Genomic DNA, 24340 nt, shown 5'->3' with positions numbered 1-24340 from the left:
GACCTCATGGCGCGTCGTTGATGTCATCCACGAGGTGCACGATCGTCTCGGGGCGCTCGGTGGCCGTCGTCTTCAGCCACATGCCGGTCTTCGTGTCGCCGATGAGCAGCGTCGAGGTGTGCTCCTCGGGCTTCTGCGTGAGCCCGCCGAGGCGCCCGAGGACCGTCTCCACGTTCTGCGGGGTCCCGGTCAGGAAGCGCCAGCCTTCGCCCGCGTTGAACTTCGCGGCGAACTGCTTGAGCACCTTCGGTGTGTCGTTCACCGGGTCGACCGTGATGGTGAGGATCGCGATCTCCTTGCCAGCGCGCTTGCCGAGGAGGGCCTGCACGCGCGCGAGGTTCGCCGTCATCGTCGGGCACGCGCCCTTGCACGAGGTGAAGATGAAATGGATGAGGACCTCCCGGCCGCGCAGGAGGTCGGTGTAGAAGCGGCGCGGGCGCCCGTCCTGATCGATGAGCTCCGTGTCGGTGAAGTACGCCGCCGCCGCGTCGGCGGCGGCGGGAGGCCCGCCGACCTGCGCGGGCGTTCGAGCCGGCGCGGGCTCGCGCGCCGGGCTCGCGGTGGGCAGCGCGAGGGCGAGCGCCGCCGCGAGGAGCGGTGCGCCGCGCCTCATTGCCCACCTCCCGCGTCCGGCGCGGCGCTGGGCGAGCCGACGTGGAGGTCGACATAAGGCAGCGCGCCGAGCGGGGCGTTGCGCGACTCGGCCTCCAGCAAGAGGCGGTACTGGCCGGGCTCGGGGGGCGTGAACGTCACCGAGAAGACGCCGTCCACCTCGGCGCGCGGCAGCACCGTGTCTCGGAAGCCGACCGGGAATCGGAAGATCATCACCTTCATCTCCTTTGCTTCGAGGGGAGGCGCAGAGGCCCTCGGCTTCGCGCGGAAGCGCAGCGTCGCCGGCTTCGAGACCTCGAGATCGACGCCGGCGTCGAAGAGCGGCTCGACGGTGAGCCCGGGCGATCGGTCCTCCGCCGGGACGGCCGAGGGCGCGACCGTCGCCTCGAGGCAGGCGGCGACGCGGCGGCCGCGGAGCAGGAGCTCGACGTCGTGCACGCCCTCGTCGCCGAGCTGGACCGCCGCGGCGTACACGCCGGGCTGCACCTCCTTCAGCGAGCGATCCTCGATGAGCGCCGCCCGGGGCTCTCGTCCGTAGTTCGAGAGGGTGCCCAGCGGCGCCATCATGCCCTCGACGTAGTAGTAAAGGACCTTGTCGGCCGGGCTCGCGATGATGGCGCCGTTGCCCTCGGGAACGACGGCGAACGGCGCGGCGCTCCCGCCGCCCTTCGCGGCCCGGGGCGCCTGCTGGCCGACCTGGACCTCGATCACCGCGGGCTTGCCGGGCCGCTCCAGCGAGGGCAGCTCGACGAGCGAGACCCTGCTCTCGCCGAGGTTCCTCACGTAGGCGTACGTCTTCGTGAAGGTGATCGCGTCGGGGCTCGCGAACCCGGCGAGCGTGTGCGCGACCGCGCCCACCGACGCGTCGAGGATCGATACCTCGCCCTTCGCGGGGTTCAACGCGAAGGCGAAGCGGCCGCCCGGAGCGAACTGGACCGCGCTGACGCCGGCCTTCACCGGGGCGCGCCCCGCGACGGCGCGGCGCTCGGCGTCGATGATGACGACCTCGCCACGGGCCTCGTTCGCGACGTAGACGGCGCTCGCGGCGTCGCTCGCCGCGACGGCGGCGGCCCCCTCGCCGATCTCGATCTCGGCGATGGGCTCGAGCGTGCCGGTGTCGACGGCGGTGACGGTGCTGGCGTCGCGGCTCGTGATCCAGGCGGTGCGCCCGCCGCCCGAGAAAGCGAACTCGTGGTGACCGGGGCCGGCGCGCAACGTCTTCAGCGCGCTCGCGGCGCGCGCGTCGACGACGCTGACCGTCCCGTCTCCGTCGTTGCCGACCCACACGGTCCGCCCGTCGGGCGCGACCGCGACGCGCATCGGCTCGGCGCCGACGGGCACGTTGGCCGCCACCAGGCTGCGCCGCGTGTCGACGACGGCGAGGCCGCGCCCGCTCTGGAGCGTGACGTAGAGGCGATTTCCGTCCGGGTGGAGCGCGACCGACGTGGAGCCCGCCGCGAGGGTGACGATGCTGCGCAGCTTGCTCCGGGTGAACGCGAGCTGCGGGTTGATCACCGAGAGCGTGTTGTCCTGGTTCTGCGTCCACAGGAGGTAAGCGTTCATGTCCACGTCGGGGTGGACGGCGATGAGCCCGGCCATGAAGCTCTTGATCTTCTCCTGACAACCGGCTTCGTCCGGCGGCGCGCCCGCGCGCCTCGACATCCACGCGAGCGGCCCGAGGTCGCGCGCGGGCGCGCCCGTGGCGGCGTCGGTGATCGTGAAGACGGCGGTCGCGTCGGTGCGCGCCGCCGGGCGGCCTCCGGCGCCCGGGAGCGGCCGGAGCTCGAAGGCGATCGACAGCCCATCTCGCTCGACCCGGCTCACGACCGGGCTCGGCGCGCCGCCGCCAGGGGCCTCCGCGGGCGCGGGGACGGCGGCAGGGGGCGGGGGAGGCGGCTCCCGCCGGCTGCAGGCCGGCGCCGCGGCGGCGCCGAGGAGGCCTGCGCACAGCGAGAGGCGGCGCGAGGCGACGGCGGGCGTCATCGCGGCACCACCCGGAAGAGGCCCCACCGCCCGTTCGAGAGCATGTAGGTCATCTGTTCGAGGTAGAGCCGTTCCCGGGGGACAGCGAATCTCCCGCCCGCAGGGAAGAACGGGACGATGTTGCGATGGGTCGTGGGGCCGAAGGAGGTCCCCGCCAGCCCCAGCATCGCCGCAGCCCGATGCGTCGCTCTGAGCAGCCTGTTCGTCTTCGACACGCGTACTCTCCTGGCACGCACACACCGGTGTGCGTCTCGCCCTGGACGCCGCGCGCGCCCTGCGCGTCTCTACAGATGGCTGGATCGGCGCCGTCAGCGGCGTATCGGGGCAGCCGCCGCCCCGTGTTCGAGACACCGAATCTGTAGGCGCGCGACAGATCGGTCAAATAGAATCTGGCGCTATTTCTGGCCGGTCTCGCCGCGGACAGAGCGACTTGGCGATCGCTCCTGGGCGGAGACGCGAGCGCCGGCGCGCACGGAGCCGTGTGTCTCGGCGAGAGCCGCTCGCCCCGGCTCGGTCGCGAGCCTCCCTCGCGCCGCGCCGCCGCGGAGGCCGTCACCGCCGGCAGGGCGCCGGCGCGGCGGAGATCGTGGGTTGATGGTGGGCGAGAGCCGGCGCAGCGCGGCGAGCGCGTTTACGGCGTGACGCGGAGGATGCCCCACAGCCCGTCGGAGACCTTGAAGCTCGGCTGGTCGAGGTAGAGCCGGTCGCCGGGGACGGCGAACTTCCCGCCTGCCCCGTAGAACGGAACGATATTGTGGTTCGTCATGGGGCCGATGGCATTCTCGATGGCGATGTTCAGCACTTCCGGGTTCTCGCCGATCCGGCGGGAGCGCTCCCCCGTGGCAAAGGGGTTGTGCGGCCACTCCGTGTTCCAGAGGCCGAAGGCGTGCTGGCGCCGGTGGCCGGACGGATGCACGAGGCGCACGCGCACCTTCTGGCTGGCGCCGGCGGTGAAGATCGGCGTCGCCGGGTCGCCGTGGACGCGGGAGCTGAAGATGTCGCGCAGGTCCCGCTCGTTGAGCTCCGTTAGCGCGATATCGGGCGCTATCCCGAGCCGCGCCCAGAACGGCTCGGTGCGGTAGTTGAAGGCCTCGTGCCCGGTGTCCTCCGCGTCGTCCTCGTTGTCGCAGTTCCGGATGGCCGTGCCGCAGTTCAGATCCGGGTCGAGGCACTGGAACTTCTGCTTGCCCGAGTGCAGGCCGACCTCGTCCTGGTAGACGACGACGAACTCCCTGAACGAGCGCGTGTACCCGTACACGTCCGTGAACGTGACGTCCGCCTGCGCCTGGGTGCCCGGATCGGCGCGCCAGGTGGCGCCCTTGGGCTCGACGACGAGCGCGCCGACGGCGCCGTGCATGCCGTGGTTCACGACGTCGGCCATGTCCCTGAGGTTGATGGCGCCGTACTCGACGGCGCGCGGCTCGACGGGGCCCCACCTGCCGTCCTTCTGGGCGAACTCGCCGGCGTACCAGGTGTACTCGCGGGAATCGCCGGGCGCGACGGTCTGCGGCTCGTTCAGCCCGACGTTGGCGCCGTCGTCGGTCCTGACGTCATAGGCGACGAGCTGCGGGTGGAGCGAGACGTGGTTGGACGGCCTGACCTGGTTGGTGTTGAAGCCGTCGACGATCGGAGGGTTGTAGTTCCAGTGCGGCGTCCTGGGCAGCTCGAGGGGAAGGTCGTTGACGAGCGTCACCTGGATGCAGTCGCCCGCCGCGGCGCGCAGGATGAGCGGCTCCGGGGCGAGGCGCCCCGCGCGGAGGTCGTGGAGGTCCTCCGCGCGGACGAAGAGGATGGCGTCGGGGTCGTAGAGATCGAACTCCTTGTTGTAGGTGAGGCGGTCGTACGGCAGGTTGCCCTTCGCGGTGATCGCGTGGACGGTGTACCGCGTCACGGGCGCGCTCGCCGGGCACGTCGGAAAGTGCCGCATCCCGCGCGGCACGCCGACCGGCGCGTCGGGCAACGGCAGCAAGGCCAGGTCGGTCCGCGGCCGCACCCTCATGATCCCCCACATGCCGTCCCACAGGTCGTCGGTGGGCGCGCTCTGGTACATGTAGTCGCCGGGGCCGCTGTCGCCCCGCGCGGAGACCGGCGGCGTGAGCCCGAACTCGAAGTGCTCGGAGATGCCGAGCGGTTGGCCGTTCGAGTAGCCGCTGTCCGGGTCGCTGATCTCGTTGAACCACCGCTGTCCGTTGACCGAGAAGACGTGCTGTTCCTCCTGCGCGCCCTGGAGCAGGCGCACCCGCACGTCGTCGCCCTCCTGCGCCGAGAGCAGCGGCGTGAACGGATCGCCGTGGACCAGGGAGCTGAACACGTTGTGCATCTCCCCCTCTTCGCCCCGCTTCTGCTCGACGCGGCCCGTCCTGCAATCGCGCCTGGCGATGCGCAGCGGGATCGGCTCGTTGCGGTAGTTGATGAGCCCTCCGCCGGGATCGGCCGCGGAGATCGCCTCCGGCGCGAGGACGTCGCGGTGCTCGACCGCGAGCGGGAGCGGGGCCTCCTGCGTCGTCGGCGGGTTCACCGGCTCGCCGCACTCGTCGAAGAGGAGGGCGAAGTCGGCGAGCGCGAGGGCGAACTCGCGGAACGGCGGCTCCACCGAGCCGCGCGGCGGGAGGATATCGGCGCGGAAGCTCGTCGGCCCGCCGTCGGGGCGCGTGCCGAACTCGATCCCGGTATCCGGGGCGCGCCAGGTCGATCCGGCCGGCTCGACGATCAGGCCTATGTAGAGGCCGTGCTGCTGGTGCGACGAGGGGCTGAAATGGTCGTGTGAGAAGGCGGTGTGGAGGGTGCGATCTTCGTTCTGCTGGTTCACGACCGGATCGGCCCACCAGCGCTGCACCGTGGTCTGCTGGCCGACCATACCGTTGCGGATCCGCGGGTGTGGCTGCGCGGTCAGCATGACGCGGCCGCCGCGCTCCTTGACCGAGCCGTCGGCTTCCAGGGCGCCGCCGAGCGCGTTGGCCGCGTTGATGAGCTGGACGACCTCGCTCGACGCGAACGTGCCGTCCTCGTAATTGAAGCCGTTCGCCGAGCCGTCCGAGGAGGTGACGTCGAACTTCACGAGGTGGATGTGCTGGCCGACGGTGTCCGTGGGCGTGAAGATCTGGAATGGATCGGCTTTCAGGAAGTTGGGGAGCAGGTTCGTCGCCTCGGAGACGACGCACTCGCCCGAGTTGGCGCGGATGAACAGCGGCTCCGGAGGCTTTTCGCCCGACAGGGTCGCCTTGATATCGTCCTCGAGGACCATGAGGCGCATCTGCGGGTCGTGCCAGCCGCGCTGGTTGACCACGCCGTCGATCTGGACGAAGGCGCTGCGGTACCTGCGCTCCGTTGTCCCCGGCGGGCATGGGTTCGCGTACGGCGCGCCCGGCGCCGGCGGCTGGCCGTTGACGGCGAACTGCGACGGCTCGCCCTCGGGCGTGAACGCCGGGTACGCCAGCGCGGGGAAGCCGTCCGGTGTCGCGATGGGCTCCGCTCCCGGGAAGAGGCCGGCATGGAAGTCCTGAGCCAGCAGCTCAGCGGGTGTTCCCTTGTCCGGCAGCAGCTTGATGTTGGCCTTCTCGATCTCCACATCGAACTTGCCGCGCCTGCCGAACACCGCGCCGTCCGGCGGCACGCTCGTGATGATGTGGCGCGGGAGCCCGCCGTCGACCACGAGATCGAGCGGCGGCTGAGGAGCCCTGTGCCCCTTCAGGGCACCGATGTAGAATGGATATCCAGGCATCGGCGGTCGCACCTCCCTTCCGCCGCCGGGCAGCTCCACCACGGTGGGCTTGTACGTCGGCATGGGCGCCATCGCGATCTCAGGGACCGGCACGACGGCGGGCGTGGGCGTCCCGCCCTTGATCTCGCCGTCGGGCAGGAAGCGGTCGCGCGTGCCGGCCTCGAAGACGTCGTGGACGCGGAAGAGCTCCCACATGCCCTGCGCGAAGTGCGGGTACAGGTGGCAATGGAAGATCGCGTCTCCGGGCGTGAAGTTGCGGTTGCCGGCCTTGTTGACGTTGTAGGTGAAGGCCGCGCCCGGGCCGATGGATTGCGCGTCCAGGGTGTTGGCGTTGTCGTTGTTCGGCGTCTTCAGCCACTGGTGCGCGTGGAGGTGGAAGACGTGCGTCTCCTTCGGCCCGGCGTGGATATTCCTGAACCAGACGGGGTCGCCGAGGTACGCGTGGTGGACGTTCGAGGGGTCGTCGGGGAACAGCGCGTGTGTCGCGTTGCCGCGCCGGTCCCGCTCGACGATCATCGCCGGGTCGCCGTTGGACCACGAGCTCAGGAAGAACTCCTCGTACACGCACTCGACGCACTCCTTGCTGGGGCCGATTCTCGCCCGGTTGGCGAGGAGGATGGCGCCGAAGCCGGAGGCGCCGTAGTTGACGCCGAAGCCGTCGCGCACGCCGTGGAAGGCCTCGTTATCCTCGAGCTTTTGGAATGCCTGGACGGCCTTCAGCTCGTCGTGGAAGAGGACGGTGAACTCGCGGAACCGGCCCGGGGCCACAGGTCTGGCGCCGTCCAGCTGGCTCTCGTCGTAGCCGGCGATGATCGCGTTGAGGTCGCTGTGGACGATCTCGTCGCGGTCGTTGATCATCCGGAGGATCGGCTCGCCGTGCTCGTCGCGGGCGTCGTAGTCGATCCTGGGTGTCCCGTCGGGGTTGCGATCGGGCAGCGAGGCGGCCTTGAGCTCCTCGGCGGTGACCTGCGAGCGGTATGCGACGGCCCCCGGCGGCTCGACGGTGACCGCGCCGAACAGCCCCTGGACGGTCTGTCCGCCGTCTCCCTCGCCGCCGTCCATGGCGCCGCTGCTGTGCATCAGGAACGGCCCCTCTCGGTCGGCGAAGAGCTCGTAGACGCGCGTCTCGCCGGGCTCTGCGAGGGAGTCGGGGCTCCGCCCTACGTTGCCGCCGAGCGCCTCGATGTTCTTGATCTGCAGCCCGGTGACGTGAACGGAAGCGCTCCTCGTCTTCGGGGAGTCATCCGGACGCTCGTCCGCCGGCGCGAGCAGGTTGGTGAACCGGATGCGCAGGGTGTCACCGGCGTTGACGCGCAGCACGAGCGGCCTCGGCCGCTTGCCATCGCGCAGCCGCGCGTTGCCTGGACCGAGCGGCTCGCACGGCCGGATGGGCACGACGTCCCGCTTGAGCGCGTACATCATGCCCGCGGGGTTGAAGGACCCGAACCGGTTGTACACGTAGACCTGGTCGAGCGCGACGACGTCGGCGAACACGGTCCTGCCGCTCGCCGGGTGTTCGCCGACCGCCATCTCGGAAGATCCAGGATCTTCTTCATCGGGTGGCTCGTCGCCCAGGCCTCCGCAGCCCGCGACTCCGAGCATCACCGCAGCCCAGCTGAGAGCTCCGAGCAGCCTCTTCCTGAACAAGGGTTTCCTCCCCTCGGCACGCCACACCGGTGCGCCTCGCCCCTGGACGCCCATCGCGTCCGGAGCGTCAACGACGGTGTCGGATCGCGGCCGTCGGTCGAGGACTGGCCGCGAGATCCGGATTGACCTCCGGGTGAGCGACTTTGTGGTGTTGTGATATTGCCGTCAAATAGAATTGCGCGCGTTCGTTCGCCTCCAGCGCCGCTGCCCCGCGTGGATTGCGAGCTTTACACGGATCGCATCATCGACCTGGCACGGGGGGCCCGGGAGAGTCGAGAGCGCTGGAAGAGCGATGATAGAGGGAGTGACGCCGGCGCGATGGCCGCGGCGCCGGCCTTACGTTCCGGCGAGGAGCGCCGCCGGAGCCTTCGGGGAGTGGAGGCCCCGTCTGCGACGTACTGGCCCCGCCGCGCTGCGCGCGGAGCCTCGCTGGCGGGGCTCTACCGGCCTTGCGGCTTGGACCAACGATCCACGGCGACCATCGCGGCGCCGAGACCGTCGATGTACGTCCCGTGCCGGAACGTCGCGCGCTTGAGCGCCGCGACGAGCGCGACCAGGAGCAGGCGCGCCTCGTCCCGCTCGCGCCGCAGGTCCTGGACCTCATCCCGCGACGGCCGGTTGACGACCGCAGCTTGCCCGGCGTCCTTCATGCCTGTCTGCTTTGCTCGTTCGGACATGGGTCTCATCCTCCCATACCAAAGTAGCGCTGCCTCGCCCGCGCCATCAACCACCTGACGAGATATTTAATCGCTGTTCGTATCCCGGCCCACGTCAGCCCCGGAGCGCGCGACGAGGGTGACGAGGCCGCGCGCGATCTCGCGATGCAGCACGCGAAAACCGGCCGCTTCGAGCCTGCCGGAGACCCAATCGGGGGAGAGCCGCAGCTTGCGATAAAAGCTCGCTGACAGCGTCCACCGGCCGTCCTCTCGGCCGCGCGTGTGGACGAGATCGTGGACCTTGACGGTCTCGGGTTCGTACTCGAGAAAACAGGTCATGATCACATCCGCAGAGTCGTGTACGGGGATGAAGCGGTCGACGCCTTCGAGCTCGCGGGTGAGGTCGCGAAACGTGAGCGCGAGCCGGCCGCCGGGGGCGAGCCGGCGAGCGCAGCCGGCGAACATCCGCTCCACGTCGGCCTTGCTGCCCAGATGAGGGAGCGTGTCCCCCATGCACACGGCGAGCTTGTAGACAGGCCCTGAGCGCTCCAGCGCCTCGACGAGATCGCCTTGCACCGTCTCGATGGGGAGCTGCCCGCGGCGCGCGGCGAGCTCGGTGAGGAGCTTGCCGGAGGTGTCCACCGCCGTCACCCGGAAGCCGAGCTGAGCCAGCGCGAGCGACTGAAAGCCGGAGCCACACCCGAGATCGATGGCCTCGGAGGGGCCCTCCGGGCGCAGGCCGAGGCGCTCGAGCAGCGCCCGCTGCTCGGCGACCTTGGCGTCGTGATCCCCGAACATGCGCGAGTAGTGCTCGGCGAGGAGCTTGTCGTAGTGATCGTCGACCGTGGGCATGGGCTCTCTTCCTCCGCGGCCATCCTACAGCCGCGGGGGCCTGCCGCATGCAGCGACCCGGCCCCGCGTGACCACGTGACCACGTGACCGCGTGACCACGTGACCGCGTGCCGCGCGCACATGAGCGCACGGAGGCGCACCAGAATCGTCTCTGCTCGAAAATTTCTGTTCTGCTTTGACGGAGTCATGATATCTTGATTGGAACGCGACTTTTACTCCGACATCGAATTTCGCATCGGCGATGTTGGAAGGCATCGGGGATGATCCCGAGGCGATGTTGAGGAGGGAGAGGTCGCGCTGCTTTGCGCAGCTGGTTTCGTCGGACGGGTAAGTAAGAATGAGATGCGGCGAGCTTGGACCGAGCACGCCGGTCGCTCGCGCGGGCCTGACGCTCTTCGAGAGCGCGCCCCGCGCGAAGCGCGCTGACAGACCCGTCGGAAGTCCAGTCAGGCGAGCCGGAGAGCCCGGGCGAGCGGTCAAGCCGGGTGACCAGGCAGCCAGAACAACGGGCAAGCCAGAACCACAGGCGAGCCAGAACCACAGGCGAGCCAGAACACCAGGTGAGCTCAGGCGAGCCGCGCCGCGCTCCTGCGCGCGCCGCTCTGCCAGCGCCGGTCCTCCTTGCGACATCGCGTCATGGCGAGTCCGCGGCCGGCGCCCACGGCACCGGTGAAGGTGGCGACACGCGGCAGCGAGCGCGGCGGAGCGGGGCCCGGCGGGACGGGACGGGATGGGATGGGACGACCGGTCGAACAACGCCGGCTCCGATCGGGGTGGTGATCGCGGTGAAGGCTGAGCTGTCGAGCTGCCGAGCGGACGGAGATGACAGTGCGCGCGATGGTACGAGGCGCGCTGGCATGACGCACACGACGCGCACGACGCGCACGACGCGCACGACGCCTGTAAAAGGCAATCGTCGTCGCGATGCGAAATGAGTTGCGGAGACTGCCAGTCTGGGGCATCATGAAAAGTTTTGTGACCGGAGTGTCTGCGGATCTGCTGGGTGATCGCGGACCGTGGAATCACATCGGAACGAAGGAGCGGAGTGCATGAAGACGGTTGGCAATTGGCTCTCCAGGTGCTCGCGAACGTTCGTCGCCGCAGGCGCGGCCGCGCTCCTCTCCGCCACGCCGAGCGCCGCCTCGGCAGAGAACCCGGAGGCGCCGCAGCCGGCCGCGCTCAAGAGCGCTCCGGCCGCGGCCGCGGCCGGGGTCGCGGAGAGCCCGCCCAAGGCAGAGCCCGCTTCTGCCCCCGATGCGGGGGAGTGGGACAGCTACTCCGTGGAAGTCTACGGCATGCTCGTCTCCCGCGCGGGGAAGGTGGCGACGCTGCTGCCGCTGGTCGCCACGACCGCGACGCCGGTCGCCGCGGGCACCAAGGCGGTGCTCTTCCGCAGGCTCGACGACCCCAAGAGAGCGAGTCGCGCAAGGTGGGTCGAGATCGCCAAGGTGACGATGAAGAAGATCGAGTCGACCGGCAACATGCAGCTCACCATCGACTCGGAGCAGCAGGCGCCGCCCGGCGAGAAGGGCAGCGCGCCGGGCCACTTCGTGAAGGGCGCGCGGCTCAAGCTCGCGATCCAGTGACCCCGACATCCCAGGTACCCCGACATCGGCGCTCTGCCGGGCGCGCCGCGGTCGCTCGCTGCGCCGCGCCGCGGGGGCGCCGGCGGGTCGCCGCGCGGCGTCGCAGGCGCGGGGTCGGGCGTCGGAGCGCCGGCGGCTTCTTGTAGAGCGCCGTCGGCCTGTGGAGCGCCGGCGGCTCGCGGGCGCCCCCGCGGCGCGGGTGAGGCCACCCTCCGGGATCTCGCCGGGACCGCACGACATTTTGAAACGCCGCGCCTCATCGTTGATAGAGTCGGCTTGCGGAGACGAGCGACGACGATGAACGCCCTTCGATCCTGGCTCTCGCAACTGAATCGCCCCGAGGTGACGGAGTTCGCCGTGGCCACGGGGCGCATGCCCAGCGTCAAGGTCTCGGGCACCTTCCAGGCCGTCGATCCCGGCGCCCTCACCACCGAGGACATCCTCATGCTCCTCAGCGCGCTCGGCGGCGGCCGGTTCATCGAGACGCTCGGCGCGAAGCCGTCGCAGTGGCACATCCGCATCGAGGGCATCGGCGCCATCTCCGTCGTCGCCGCGCGCCAGGGCGATCTCGTGCACGCCCGCATGACGCGGATGCAAGCGTCGTCCGCCGCGTCCGGGGCCGCGGCCGCCGCTTCCGATGCCGCGGCCGCCGCGCCGCCGGCCCGCCCCTCGCAGCAGTTCTCCATGCGCGAGCACCTCGCGCCCGAGGAGGCGCAGCGCCCGGCGCCGCGCGACGCCGACGCGAAGCGCACGCTCTCCGCCGAGCTCGCGCTCGACCTCCGCGGCGGCCCGCCGCCGCCCGCCGAGCCCCGCGCGAGCCGCGCCTCGACCCCTCGCTTCGACCCGCGGCTCGACGAGGCGCCCGCCGCCGAGCGCGCCGCGCCGGCCGCCCGCGCGCCCGCGCCGCCGCCCCAGGAGCCCCGCGCCGCCGCGCGGGCGTCCGCGGCGGGCGGCCGCGCGCGGTCCTCGTCCACCGACATCCCGGCGGGCGCCCTCGACGGCTTGCTCGCCATGGCGCGCGACCAGGGCGCCAGCGACCTCCACCTCGTGGCCGGCCGCCCGCCGCTCCTCCGGGTCGCGGGCGAGCTCGTGCCGCAGGGCGAGCCGCTCGACCCGGCGTCGGTGGAGTCGCTCCTGCTCCCGCGCGTGCCCGCGCGCCTCGCGCCGGTCCTCTCGGCCGAGGGCTCCTGCGACTTCGCGATGGAGCTCGGCGCGCTCGGCCGCTTCCGGGTGAACATCGCGCGCCACCGCCAGGGCTACAAGGGCTGCTTCCGCCTGATCGCGCGCAGCATCCCGACCCTCGCGTCGCTCGGCCTGCCCGACGCCATCGGGCTCGCCACCCGCCACCACCAGGGCCTCATCGTGCTCACCGGGCCGACGGGCCACGGCAAGACAACGACGCTGACCGCGGTCATCGACATCCTCAACCGCGAGACGAGCCATCACATCATCACGGTCGAGGATCCCGTCGAGTTCGTCCACGCGCGCGGCAAGGCGATGATCAGCCAGCGCGAGGTCGGCACCCACACCCGCTCTTTCGAGAACGCCCTGAAGGCGTCGCTGCGCGAGGACCCTGACGTCATCGTCGTCGGCGAGCTCAGGGACACGGCGACGGTCCGGATGGCGCTCGCGGCGAGCGAGACTGGCCACCTCGTCCTCGGCACGATGAACACCCCGAGCGCGGCGAAGACCATCGATCGGCTGATAGACCTCTTTCCCCCCGGCGATCAGCAGCAGGTCCGCGTCACGCTCGCGGGCGGCCTCCGGCTCATCGTCAGCCAGCGGCTCCTGCCGAGCGCCGACGGCAGGCGCATGGTCGCCGCGGCCGAGGTCCTGCCCGGCTCGGTCGCGCTCTGGAACCTCATCCGCGACTCCAAGACGTTCCAGATCCCGAGCCTCCAGCAGCGCGGGAAGGGCCTCGGGATCATCCGCCTCGACGACTCGCTGGCCGAGCTCGTCCGCGCCGGCAAGACGACGCTGGAGGCGGCGCTCGTGGTCGCGGAGGCCCCCGAGGAGCTCGAGGCCGTCCTCACCGGCAAGCGGCAGCCCGCGCTGACGCCGGACAGGAGGCCGCCCTCCCCGCCGCCGGACGCGTCGAAGCCCGGCGCCCCCGAGGCGGGCAAGGGCCTCTTCGAGCGCGCGGGCGCGCTCTTCGGGAAGAAGGGAGGCTAGCGTGGCCCGGATCGATCGCCTCTTCGACGAGCTCCTGTCCAGGAAGGGCAGCGACCTGCACCTCGGCATCGGCTATCCGCCGCTCGTCCGCGCCCGCGGCGAGCTCGTCGCCCTGCGCGACACGCCCCTCGACGCGGCCGAGATGGAGGCGCTCCTCTTCGAGATCACGACCCCCGAGGAGACGCGGCGCATCGTCGAGCAGCTCGACCTCGATTTCGCCTACTCCTACGCCGACAAGGCGCGCTTCCGCGCCAATTACTTCTACAAGACCACCGGCCTCGCGGCGGTCTTCCGCACCATCCCGAGCAAGATCCTCTCCCTCGACGATCTCGGCTGCCCCGAGATCATCCGCCGGCTGTCCGATCGGTCGAGCGGGCTCATCTTGATCACGGGCCCGACCGGCTCCGGCAAGTCCACGACGCTCGCGGCGATGATCGACCATATCAACCGCTCGCGCGCCTGCCATGTCCTCACGATCGAGGATCCGGTCGAGTTCGTGCACAGCCCGATCAAGGCGCAGATCACGCACCGCGAGGTCGGCCCTGACGCGGGGAGCTTCGCGAGCGCGATCCGCAGCGCCGGGCGGGAGGACGCCGACGTGATCCTGATCGGCGAGCTCCGGACCAACGAGACGATGAAGCTCGCCTTGCAGCTCGCGAGCTTCGGCGTCCTCGTGTTCGGCACGGTCCACACGAACAGCGCCGCCGCGACGATCGACCGCATCATCAACGCTTTCCCCGCCGACGAGCAGCTCCAGGTCCGCGGCATGCTGGCCGAGAGCCTCGCCGCGATCATCGCCCAGCAGCTCCTCCGCACGAAGGACGGCACCGGCCGCGTCGCCGCGCACGAGATCCTCGTCGGGTCGAGCGCGCTCTCCTCGATGATCCGCGAGGGCAAGACGTTCCAGATCACGAACCTGATGCAGGCCGGCCGCTCCGCCGGCATGCAGACGATGGACATGGCGCTGGAGCGGCTCGTCAGGAAAGAGACCATCTCCGTGCAGGCGGCCCTCGAGAAGGCGATCGACAAGGACAGCTTCCAGAAGCTGTTCCTGGACCCTCAGGCGCTCTCTTGATGGAGAGATGAAAGATCAACCGCCAAGAGCGCCAAGGACGCCAAGAGAGACAAAGAGAAAGAGATTTTTGAGCCTCATTCTCTCTTTCTCTCTTGGCGTCCTTGGCGCTCTTGGCGGTTAATCTCTGTCTCTTTCCTGGCAGTCCATCTCTGCCCCTCTGACTCGACGCCTCGCCGCGGAGCGCCTTCCCGGGCAGCTCACGAGGCGCCGCCGCGGGGCAGATCCACGGTGAAGCGCGCGCCCTCGCCCGGCGCGCTCGACACCTGGATCGTCCCCCCGTGCGCCCTCACGATCTCGTGCGCGATGTAGAGCCCCAGCCCGAGCCCGCCGTACGAGCGCGACGAGACCGCCCGCTCGAACCGCCTGAAGATGCGCTCCAGGTCCTCCGGCGCGATGCCAACCCCGTGATCGCGCACGACGATCCGCACCGTGTCGCCGCGAGCGGCCAGGCTCACCTCGATCGGCCGGCCCTTGCCAAACTTGATCGCGTTGTGGAGCAGGCTCCTCAGGACCTGCGCGACGCGGAGCCGGTCGACGCGGCCGCGCACCGGCCGCCCCGCGTCGAGCTCGAGCCGGCACCCCGCCCGCGCCAGCGGCTCGCCGAGCTCGTCGGCGACGCCGCGGATCAGCGCGGCCAGGTCGACCTCGTCGAGCTCGAGCTCGAGCCCGCTGCGGGCGACCTGGGCGACCTCGAGCAGGCTGTCGATGAGCGTCGCCAGCCGCTCCACCTGCACCAGGCTCCCCGCGACGATGCGCTCCAGCGACCGATCCGCGACCTCGCTCGCGACCCTCTTCCGCAGCTGACCGAGCTTCAGCTTCAGCGGCGTGAGCGGCGTGCGCAGCTCGTGCGAGGCGACGGAGAGGAACTCCTCGCGCAGCTGGATGGCCCGCTGCGCCTCGCGGTAGAGCCGCGCGTTGTCGAGCGCCAGCGCGGCCCGCCGCGCGAGCTCCTCCACGAGCGCGGCGTCTGCCGGCGCGTACGGCGGCGCCGCGGCGGTCCGCACCAGCGAGAGCACGCCGAGGCAGCGGCCCCGCGTCACGAGCGGCGCGTTCAGGTACGCCGCGGGCGCGAGCTCGAGCAGCGCCTCGGGCCGCGCCGCGCCCGCGGCCCAGCGCTTCATCCGGACGTCGTCCACGCGGCAGAGCTCGGCTCGCTCCGCGCCGAGGACGCGGCGGGGCTCCCCGGGCGCGCCCTCCGGCGAGGCCAGCGCCCGCAGCCGCGCGGCCTTCTCCGGGGAGTCCGCCGCCACCGCGGCCGCCGCGAGCGCGCCCGACTCGTCGAGCACGTACAGCGTGGCGCCCTCCGCCAGCTCCGGCACCGCGACCTCGGCGATCGCCTCCAGGGTCGCCTCGTACCCGGGATCGGCCACGAGCCTCCTGCTCGCCTTCGCCAGGAAGCGCTCGGCCATCGCCGCGCGCTTGCGCTCGGTGATGTCCGTGGAGATGCCGCAGACCGCGTAGACGGCGCCCGCGGCGTCGCGCAGCGTGAACTTCAGCGACAGGTAGGTGTGCGGCCCATCGTCCTGGGGCACGACCTCCTCCACGTCGAGCGGGCTGTCCATCTCGATCACCGCGCGATCATGGGCGACGAACACGTCCGCGGCCTCCGGCGGGAAGATGTCGCGATCCCGCTTGCCCACGGCCTCCGCCCTCGGCAGCCCGAGCAGCTGCTCGAACCGCCGGTTGACCAGGAGCAGGCGACCCTCGAGATCCTTCACGTAGATGAGCGCCGGCGAGTTGTCGACGATCGCCTGGAGCTGCTCCTGGCTCTTCTGGAGCGCCGCGTAGAGCGACGCGTTCTCGAGCGAGATGGCGGCCTGCGACGAGAGCAGCTCGAGCACCGCGAGCGTGTCCTCGGAGAACGCGCCGCGCACCAGCGCGTTCTCCAGGTAGAGGATCGCGTCGTACCCGGGGCGCCGCGCGATCGGCATGCACAGCACCGAGCGCGGCCTGGCCAGCGCGACGTACGCGTCGGCCGAGAACCGCGTCGTCGCCGCGTCGTCGAGGATGACCGGCTCGCCCGTGCGGTGGACGTAGTGGACGAGCGACAGCGGCAGCGCGGCGGCGGACGCGGGCGCGCGCGCCTCGTCGACGCCGGCGAGCGCCTCCGCGAACGGCTTCCCCCCCTCGATCCTCGCCCGCGCCCGGATCGACACGGCGCCGCGGTCGACCTCCAGCAGGTAGCCCTTCTGCGCGCCCGCGTGCGCGAGGACGACCCGGAGCAGCGCCTCCTCGAGCTGGGGCATCAGGATCTCGCCGGAGATGCTCTGCGACGCCTTCACGACGGCCAGCCGGTCGAGCTCCTCGGCCGGCATGGTGACCGTGCTCGTCGCGGCCAGCGGGCGCGCCTCGAGGTGCGGAAAGCGCCGGTCGAGCTGCTTCACCTTGCCGTCGGCGCCCCAGCGGGCGTAGCAGGAGCGGGCCGCGCGGAGGTAGGTGTCGGCGATCAGGTCGAAGCCGCGGTCGCGGTAGAACGCGGCGGCGAGCTCCAGGCTCAGCGCCTCGCTCTGGATGAAGCCGTTCGCGCGCGCGGCCCTGATCGCGTGCTCGTAGAGCCGCATGGCCGCGAGCTCGTCGCCCTCGACGCGCGCGATCTCGGCCGACACGAGCGCGTGCCGGTCCTCCTGGTTCGCGGGCTCGACCTCCGCCCAGCGGCGGAGCTCCGCCTCGTGCGCCCGCAGGGCGGCGAGGAGCTCTCTCCGCTGCTGCTGCTGCTCTTCAGGGAGGTCGCGGAGGTCGCGCGCGCCGCGCTGGTCGCGGGCGTGGCACGAGAGCGCGAGCGCGGCGACATAGCAGTGCTCGGCGACCTGGATCTGGCCTGTCACCGCGCCGAGCAGCTCGCCCGCCGCGCGCGCCGACGCCACGGCCTCGCCGTGGCGGCCGAACAGGAGCGCCGCCTCCGCCCGGTAGAGGCGCTCGTAGAAGCGCGTGAAGGGCGCCGTCGCCCCGGGCGGCGGGCCCTCGGCTTCCCCGGCTTCCTCGCGCTCCCAGCGCGGGTCGCGCCCGCGCAGGCGCTGCACGAACCGGTGCAGGACGGCGACCGCGTCGTGGATGGCCTCGTACCGGGCCCGGCGCGTGAAGTCCATCCGCCGCTCGGCCTCGGCGGCCACGTCCGCCAGGGGATCGCCCGACGCGAGGCGCAGCGCCACGATGTGAAAGCAGCAGTAGGACGCGTAGATCAGCGTGCCTGCCTCCACCGCCTCGTCGAAGGCCCGGTGGAACAGGCCGACGACGTCCCGCAGCGGGCGGATCCACGGGTCGATGAAGGTGCTGATCATGTGGAGGATCTGCGGCCGGCTCCCGGTCGGGCCGCCGGCCTCGAGCAGCGCCGACGCGAGCTCCCCGAACCGGTAGCTCTCCCGGTAGAGCCCGAGGACGCGGCCGAGGGTCCCGCCGAAGGCGACGTACCCGGGCGGCGAGGTGTCCGCGTTCCCCGCGCGGAGGCTGAGCCGGACCATGTGGCACGCGACGACGCCGTAGAGCTCCGGATCCGTGTAATAGGCCGCCGGCAGCGCCGCCGAGAGGACGTTCATCACGGCCAGCGTGTCCGGATCGACCATGCGCGGCAGGCTCACGAGCGCCTCGATGCGCCGCTCGCGCACCTCGCCCCAGACCTCGCGCGCCGCGCGCTCCACCGCGTCGCGCGCGGGGTGGAGCGGGACGTCGAGGTCGAAGCGGCGCGCGCAGGCGAGGGCGCTCCGCGCCGCGCGCTCGAAATCGGCCCGGGTCGTGTGGAGCTCGATCTCGATGCGGTGCACCTCGGCGAGGTCGAGCCGGGTCCGGGCGCGCTCGAGCAGCGCGCCGACGAGCCGCTCGGCGAGGGCGAAGTCGCCGTTCAGGGAGGCGCAGCGCGCGCCCTCGCAGTGGAGCGCGAGCGCGAGCGCGTACTCCTTCTCCCAGGCGTCGTCCCCGAGCTGCGCGAGGCCCGCCGCGAGGTAGCCGGCCGCGGCCGCGTAGGCGGAGGAGGCCCTGGCCCGCCGGCCCGCCAGCAGGTTGACCCTGGCGATCCGCTCCTTCTCGCGCGGATCCGTCACCAGGGCGGCGCCCAGGTCGAGGTGGCCGGCGATCTCGAAGACGCGCGCGTCGGCGGCGTCGGGCGGCGCGTGGGGCGGCGCGTGGGGCGGCGCGTGGGCGGAAAGCAGCCGGCCGATGCGGAGGTGCACCGCCGCCCGCTCCTCCTCCGGGATGAGCGCGTAGGCCGCCTGCTGGACGCGGTCGTGGAGGAACCGGTACGTGTCGCCGGACCTGAGGAGCAGCCCCTCGCGCACGAGCTCCCAGTGGTCCTCGTGGATCGCGTCCTCCGGCCGGTCGCGGACGACGGCGAGGGTCCTCGCGTCGACGGTGCTCCCCACGCAGGCGGCGAGCGTGAGCGCCCTCTGGGCGGCCCGGGAGAGGCGCTTGATCTTCGCGATCACCAGATCGACGACGTTGTCGGCGAACGCCTTGTCGCGGATCGCGTCGAGCTCCCACCGGACGGCGCCGGCGCGCAGATCCACCTCGAGCAGGCCCTCCTTGTGGAGCATGGTCAAGAACTGCGTGGCGAAGAGCGGGTTGCCGGCGGTCTTGTCGTGGACGAGCCGCGCGAGCGGCGCGACCTCCTCGAGGCTCGCCCGGACCGCGTCGGCGACGAGCCGCTGCGTGTCCTCGGCCGGGAGCGGGGGGAGCTCGAGCTCGTGGAGCGGCGCGCCGGCGGCCCGCGCGCGCTCGAGCACGCGCGAGAGCGGGTGCGACGGGCCCACCTCGTTGTCGCGGTACGCGCCGATGGTGAGCAGGTGCCGCGCCTCGGGGTGGGTGACGATCTGCTCGAGCAGCGCGAGGCCCTCCGGGTCTGCCCACTGGAGGTCGTCGAGGAAGAGGCAGAGGGGGCGCTCCTCGCTGCAGAAGACGCCGAGGAGCTGGCGGAAGACCATCGCGAACCGGCGCTGCGCCTCGCCGAGCGGCAGGTCCGAGACGGGCGGCTGCTCGCCGAGGATGAGCTCCACCTCGGGGAGGACGTCGATGATGAGCTGCGCGTTCTTGCCGAGGGCCGCGGAGAGCCGCCTCCGCCACTCCGCGACGACAGGCTCGCTCCCGCCGAGGACGCCGAGCACGAGCTGGCGGAGCGCCTGGACGAGCGTCGCGTGGGGGGCGTGCCGGTGCTGCTGGTCGAACTTGCCCGCCGCGAACAGGCCTCGATCGCGGACGGCCGTCCGGCGGAGCTCCTCCACGAGCGAGGTCTTGCCGACCCCGGCGTAGCCGGAGATGAAGAGGAGCTCGGGGGCTCCGCGCTGCGCCACGCGCTCGAACGCGGCGGCGAGGGCGCCGGCCTCGCGCTCGCGGCCATAGAGCTTCTTCGGGATCTGGAAGCGGCCGGAGATGTCGTGCTCTCCGAGCGGAAACGGGTCGATGTGCCCGCCGGCCGCCAGCCGATCGAGGCATCGCTCGAGGTCGATCGTGAGGCCGCGCGCGCTCTGGTACCGGTCCTCGGCGGCCTTGGCCAGGAGCTTCATGACGAGCTCGGACACGGGCGGCGGGAGCCCCGGGACGAGCTCCGAGGGCGGCCGCGGGAACACGGCGGCGTGGCAGTGCACCCACTCCAGGGCGTCGTCGGCCGAGAAGGGCAGGAGCCCCGTGAGCATCTCGTACAGCGTGACGCCCAGCGAGTAGAGGTCGGTGCGCTGATCGACCGCCTGGTCGACGCGCCCTGTCTGCTCGGGCGAGATGTAGCCGAGGGTCCCCTCGATGAGGCCCGGGCTCCGCCCGCCGCGCTCCTCCTCCGGCTCCGGGAGCGCGGAGGCGAGCTCGAAATTCGCGATCTTCACCTCGCCCGAGCCTGTGTCGACGAGGATGTTTTGCGGCTTGATGTCCTTGTGGACAACCCCGTTCGCGTGGATGTCCGCGAGCGCGGCCGAGACGCGGACAGCCACCGTCAGACACTGCCGGAGATCCATCGGCGCGCCCAGCAGCCGATCGAGCGGGCGTCCGCTGAAGTCTTCGAGGACGAGCGCGGGCCGGTCCCTGTACGCGGTGAGCTCACGGGGCCTGACCGCGAACCGGCCCCCCAGCCTCCGCCCGATCTCGAGCTCGTGGCGCAAGCGCGCGACGTCCCGGGGATCGGCCGGCTCGGCGCGAGGCACCTTGAGCACGACGGGGCAGCCGTCCTCGTTCCGGACGCCGCGATGGACGACGAATGTGGTCCCCTCGCGCAGGAGCTCCGTCAGCGTGTAGCGATCGGACGCGGGCATGTCGCTCAACGCGCGGCGGCGCCGGGGCCGGCGGCGAGCCCGCCGCGCCGGGCGTGCTGCCCAGTCCGCTCGAGCCCGGCGGCGCTCGCGTCGCGGCGCTCCGAGGACCGGCATCGCGCAGAGAGCGACCGGGCGTGCTCTGCGCTGGTTCGGTGGTCGTGGCGCACCGTCCGCAGTGTGCCGGCCGGTGCAGTGGTGGTCAAGCCAGCTCCGGCGTATCGGACCCTGCGCGCGCGGAGCTTCCGTCTGGCGCGGCTCGTCCCGACGAGCGTATCCTTGCTGACCTGAACCAATGCAGCCGCCCACACAGGACAGCGAACCGCTCGATCTCGACGCCTACCTGGCCCGCATCGGCTACCGCGGGGCGCTCGCGCCCACGCGGGAGGTGCTCGACGCGCTCCACACAGCGCACGTCTACTCCATCCCTTTCGAGAACCTGGACGTCCTCCTCGGCCGCCCGATCCGCATCGACCTGGCCAGCTTGCAGGCGAAGCTCGTCCGGGCGCGCCGCGGCGGCTACTGCTTCGAGCAAAACACCCTGTTCGTCGCGGCGCTGCGCCGGATCGGGTTCAAGGTCACGACGCTCATCGCGCGGGTGTGGTTCCAGCGGAGTGAGATCGGGCCGCGGACTCATATGCTGTCCCTGATCGACCTGCCTGAAGGCCCGTTCATCGCGGACGTCGGCTTCGGCGGTCCGGGCCTCACGCAGCCCATCCGGCTCGTCGAGGGGGAGAGCCAGCCGCAGGCGCACGACGTCGTCGGCCTGCGACGTGAGGGCGCCTTGTGGATGCTCGAGTCCAGGGCGAGCGAGCCGTGGCAAGATCTCTACGAGTTCACTCTCGAGGAGCAGTTCCCGGTCGACTACGAGGTGGCGAACCTTTACACGTCCACCCACCCCAGCTCGCTGTTCATGAGCAACGTGCTCGCGTCGCTCTCCTCGCCGGAAGCTCGCATGACGCTGCGCAACCGCCAGCTGGGTATACTCCGAGGCGGCCAGTTCGAGCGCTTCGAGCTCGGCGACGACGAGCTCCTCGACGTCTTGAAGAACCGCTTCGGCCTGGAGCTCCCGGCCGGAGCGCAGCTCCGCTGCGCGGGGCTCGAGCAAGGAAGCCCCGTGGATGAACGTCGTCGGTTTACTGCTCAATGAAGGAAGGAAGCCTGACGCGCGGATCATCTCATGGTCCGCGCGCAGCGCAACTCTCCGACAATGGCAGGAACGTACTATCTCTCCAGCGTGGTGTAATTCTGCACTTCGCCGTCAGTGGACGCGACCGATGCCGCGGCGGATGAACGCCGAGCGGCTCCCGGACGGCGCAGCGGCCCTCGCCGCGGGCGCGCCCGCCGCGAAGGTCGGGACAGGCTCGCAGACGAGCGCGGCCAGGTCCTGATTGCGGCGCCCCAGGTCGTTCAGGGTCCGCACCTCGCCGGTCACCGGATCAGGGATGTTGATGCCGGTCATGAAGCCGGACAGCGACGCCTCGCTCCCGAGCGTCCTCGGGTTCACGTGCAGGAACGGCGTCCCGGTCTCCGCCCCGCCGTGGCACCCGTTGCAGGTGTTGAGCGAGAACTTGTGCCGCGCCTCGTTGTTGAGGATGCCCGGAGCGGTCCACGCCGTCAGGTTGTTGAACGACGAGCCGCCGAGGAACGGAGCCCCCTGGAACGTGTCGGGCACCGTGAACTGCTCCGCGACGATGGCCGCCTCGTTCTGGTTCACGAAGTCCGCGAGCGTGGGCGTCCCGTCGAAGCCGAGGTCCGGCGTCAGCTTGACGGTCTCCGGGCGCAGGAAGCCCGTGTCCGGCGAGAGGACGAACTCGCGCAGCTCCCACGGGCCCGCCAGCGCGATCTCGTTCGTGCGGAGCTGCCCGAGCGAGCTCCCGTTCGGCCTGCCGGGCGCGGCGTTCCGGCCCGCGAACCGCGTGGTGATGGCCTGGAGCGCGGCGTTGTACTCCTCGGAGGGGAACGGCAGGCTGCCGAGGGCGTGCCATGCGTTCGCCCACTCGAGCACGTCGGCCTCGGTCGACGCGGGCAGCTTGTACTCGAGGATCACGGTGAACTGCTGCGGGGAGCCCTGGCTGACGACGCCGAACACGAACCGGCCTTCGCCGGCGTGACCCTCGGCCAGGTTGCGCACGTCGATCCGGTTGACGATGCCGAGCAGCAGCAGGGGTGCCCGCTGGAGGTCGAGCGACCCGTCAGCGTTCCTCGGCCACTCGTCGAGCACGACCTGCTGGATGGCCGGGCGCGCCGGCACCGTGAAGCCGTTCACCTCCTGATCCGTCAGCCAGGTGCTGAAGAACTCCTCGACCATCGCCGGCGCGTCGGCCGGCGTGGGCGCCATGTCCTCCATCAGGCGCGCGAACGTCCATGCGCCGGTCCGCGGGTCGCCGGCCGGGCCATCGAACGTCGTGCGCACGGGATCCTCGACCACGCTGAGGTGCTTCACGAAGATCTCGCGGCTCGTCCGGACGAAGCAGCCCGTCGGCTCGAGCAGCTCGTAGTTGAGGTTCCCTGACCCGACGAAGAACTCGGGCGAGTTGAAGTCGAACACCGAGAACGGGATCTCGTGGAGTCCGGGCCCCGCTTCCTCGGAGCCGGTCACGGTGACCGGGAACGTCGCTGTGGTCCCGGGCTGGACGCCGGGGATGGACGGGGTATCCACGAGGACGTTGATCCCCGGCGGGAAGGCGGGACTGAGGAAATACTCCGCGGGGAAGCACGCGCCGACATCGTTGTTGGTGACCGCGACCTGGTACGTCACAGGCGTGTTCGGGGCGACGGGGCCGCTGCTCGCCGGCGTGACGGTGATCGTCTCGGGACGGTTGATGCAGGAGAGCTGGGCGATCTCGGAGCCTGTCGTCGGGCTGTTCGAGAGCCAGACCTCGTCGATCAGGCCCGTGAAGCGCTGCTTCTGCGCGTTGTTGCCGATGTGGATCGGCGCGTTGACGTCGCGGATCGTGCCTGGCGCGCTGATCTGGCCTACCTGCTCGCCGTTCAGGAAGAGCCGCACGAACCTGCCGTCGTAGATGCCCGCGACGTGCGTCCAGACGTTGGCCGCGATCGCGGCGCGCGACGTGATCGTGCGCCCGCTGTCCAGCGTGACGCTGAACCGCGCCTCGTCGTTCCGGACGACGAGGGAGAAGCTCGAATCTCCGCCGTCTCGCTCCTGCGCGATGGTCCGCACCGTCGACCCCGAGACCGAGGTGGGGTTGACCCACGCGGCGACCGCGAGGTTCTTCCCGAACGTGAAGCGGGGGTCGTCGTCGACCGTGACCGTGTCGTTCTTGTGATCGAAGGAGATACCGAGGCCGCTGATGCCCTGCGCGCAGGCCGCTCCGGCCGAGCGGGTGGCGGTCGAGCCATTGCCGGACGAGTCGAGCAGCTCCGTCGTCGAGCCGTCGCAATCGTCGAACTGCCAGAAGCCGACCGCCGGCGGGCCTACCGGGGGTGGCTCCCCGCTGCCGCCTTCGCCGCCGCCGCCGACGCCGACCCCGCTGCTGCCCGTGGCGACGCCGCCGGCGCCGCCGGTACCCGGGTCGCTGCCACCGACGCCGACGCCGACGGATACGGCGCTGACGGTGATCCCGGAGCCGACCGGCGCGTCGGCCTCGCCGAGCGCCAGTTCCGTATCATCGAATGAGCCTTCCTCGACGCCATAGCTTCCGCATGCGGCGGCGCCCAGGGCGAAGAGGGCGAGGACCGCAGCCGAGCTGGATTTGATTGAAAGAGAGTGGGCGAAGCCGAAGGAGACGTTCCGCATCTGCGTTCTCGTTGGGTAAGCGTTAACTGCACGAGCGCCCGTCCGGCTGCAGCGC

Annotated in this window: 12 protein-coding genes; 4 read left to right on the top strand and 8 right to left on the bottom strand. The window is 71.3% G+C overall.

Translation table 11 applies throughout. From position 1 onward, the window contains the following. Window positions 1-4 precede the first annotated feature (4 nt). The 6 genes from WME85_RS33790 to WME85_RS33765 all read right to left on the bottom strand — a co-directional run bounded on the left by WME85_RS33790 (window position 5) and on the right by WME85_RS33765 (window position 9471). Window positions 5-613, bottom strand: coding sequence for an SCO family protein (locus WME85_RS33790; RefSeq protein WP_437827226.1), 609 nt, complete (start codon window positions 611-613; stop codon window positions 5-7). Further along, the gene (locus WME85_RS33785; RefSeq protein WP_437827225.1) at window positions 610-2595 is read right to left on the bottom strand and encodes a cytochrome D1 domain-containing protein; all 1986 of its coding nucleotides are present in this window, start codon (window positions 2593-2595) and stop codon (window positions 610-612) included. Before WME85_RS33785 ends, WME85_RS33790 begins: the two co-directional genes overlap by 4 nt. After that, complete coding sequence (locus WME85_RS33780; protein WP_437827224.1) at window positions 2592-2810, bottom strand: hypothetical protein; 219 nt, start codon at window positions 2808-2810, stop codon at window positions 2592-2594. Before WME85_RS33780 ends, WME85_RS33785 begins: the two co-directional genes overlap by 4 nt. A 416-nt stretch (window positions 2811-3226) precedes the next feature. Next, window positions 3227-7846 (bottom strand): copper oxidase, encoded by a 4620-nt coding sequence (locus WME85_RS33775; RefSeq protein ID WP_437827223.1) that lies wholly within the window; start codon window positions 7844-7846, stop codon window positions 3227-3229. Between the two features lie 557 nt (window positions 7847-8403). After that, on the bottom strand, window positions 8404-8640 hold the full coding sequence (locus WME85_RS33770) for a hypothetical protein (protein WP_437303171.1): 237 nt from the start codon (window positions 8638-8640) through the stop codon (window positions 8404-8406). Between the two features lie 66 nt (window positions 8641-8706). Continuing rightward, window positions 8707-9471, bottom strand: a complete 765-nt coding sequence (locus WME85_RS33765; protein ID WP_437827222.1) for a class I SAM-dependent methyltransferase — start codon at window positions 9469-9471, stop codon at window positions 8707-8709. Between the two features lie 1049 nt (window positions 9472-10520). Between WME85_RS33765 and WME85_RS33760 the strand changes: the two genes are divergently transcribed. From WME85_RS33760 to WME85_RS33750, 3 genes are all read left to right on the top strand, one after another. Further along, entirely contained in the window at window positions 10521-11057 is a 537-nt protein-coding gene (locus tag WME85_RS33760; protein WP_437827221.1) for a hypothetical protein, read from the top strand. 297 nt (window positions 11058-11354) lie between these two features. After that, window positions 11355-13229 carry a type IV pilus twitching motility protein PilT gene (locus WME85_RS33755; RefSeq protein ID WP_437827220.1) on the top strand — a complete coding sequence of 625 codons (1875 nt, stop codon included), beginning with the start codon at window positions 11355-11357 and terminating at the stop codon, window positions 13227-13229. A gap of 1 nt (window position 13230) precedes the next feature. Then, on the top strand, window positions 13231-14304 hold the full coding sequence (locus WME85_RS33750; protein ID WP_437827219.1) for a type IV pilus twitching motility protein PilT: 1074 nt from the start codon (window positions 13231-13233) through the stop codon (window positions 14302-14304). 197 nt (window positions 14305-14501) lie between these two features. On the opposite strand, the gene WME85_RS33745 is transcribed toward WME85_RS33750, so the two are convergent. Then, window positions 14502-20528, bottom strand: a complete 6027-nt coding sequence (locus WME85_RS33745) for an AAA family ATPase (RefSeq protein WP_437827218.1) — start codon at window positions 20526-20528, stop codon at window positions 14502-14504. A gap of 292 nt (window positions 20529-20820) precedes the next feature. On the opposite strand from WME85_RS33745, the gene WME85_RS33740 reads away from it, so the two are divergent. After that, window positions 20821-21675 carry an arylamine N-acetyltransferase family protein gene (locus tag WME85_RS33740; protein ID WP_437827217.1) on the top strand — a complete coding sequence of 285 codons (855 nt, stop codon included), beginning with the start codon at window positions 20821-20823 and terminating at the stop codon, window positions 21673-21675. 111 nt (window positions 21676-21786) lie between these two features. On the opposite strand, the gene WME85_RS33735 is transcribed toward WME85_RS33740, so the two are convergent. After that, the gene (locus WME85_RS33735) at window positions 21787-24285 is read right to left on the bottom strand and encodes a LamG-like jellyroll fold domain-containing protein (protein ID WP_437827216.1); all 2499 of its coding nucleotides are present in this window, start codon (window positions 24283-24285) and stop codon (window positions 21787-21789) included. Between the last annotated feature and the right edge of the window lie 55 nt (window positions 24286-24340).

The organism is Sorangium sp. So ce1153, assembly GCF_051521595.1.
Taxonomy (GTDB): Bacteria; Myxococcota_A; Polyangia; order Polyangiales; family Polyangiaceae; genus Sorangium.
This window is presented reverse-complemented; position numbering and strand designations above follow the sequence as displayed.

Excerpts from the sequence above, each read along its gene's own strand:
- WME85_RS33790 (WP_437827226.1), bottom strand. The coding sequence starts at position 613 with ATGAGGCGCGGCGCACCGCTCCTCGCGGCGGCGCTCGCCCTCGCGCTG.
- WME85_RS33785 (WP_437827225.1), bottom strand. The coding sequence starts at position 2,595 with ATGACGCCCGCCGTCGCCTCGCGCCGCCTCTCGCTGTGCGCAGGCCTC.
- WME85_RS33775 (WP_437827223.1), bottom strand. The coding sequence starts at position 7,846 with ATGGCGGTCGGCGAACACCCGGCGAGCGGCAGGACCGTGTTCGCCGAC.
- WME85_RS33770 (WP_437303171.1), bottom strand. The coding sequence starts at position 8,640 with ATGTCCGAACGAGCAAAGCAGACAGGCATGAAGGACGCCGGGCAAGCT.
- WME85_RS33765 (WP_437827222.1), bottom strand. The coding sequence starts at position 9,471 with ATGCCCACGGTCGACGATCACTACGACAAGCTCCTCGCCGAGCACTAC.
- WME85_RS33760 (WP_437827221.1), top strand. The coding sequence starts at position 10,521 with ATGAAGACGGTTGGCAATTGGCTCTCCAGGTGCTCGCGAACGTTCGTC.
- WME85_RS33755 (WP_437827220.1), top strand. The coding sequence starts at position 11,355 with ATGAACGCCCTTCGATCCTGGCTCTCGCAACTGAATCGCCCCGAGGTG.
- WME85_RS33745 (WP_437827218.1), bottom strand. The coding sequence starts at position 20,528 with ATGCCCGCGTCCGATCGCTACACGCTGACGGAGCTCCTGCGCGAGGGG.
- WME85_RS33740 (WP_437827217.1), top strand. The coding sequence starts at position 20,821 with ATGCAGCCGCCCACACAGGACAGCGAACCGCTCGATCTCGACGCCTAC.
- WME85_RS33735 (WP_437827216.1), bottom strand. The coding sequence starts at position 24,285 with ATGCGGAACGTCTCCTTCGGCTTCGCCCACTCTCTTTCAATCAAATCC.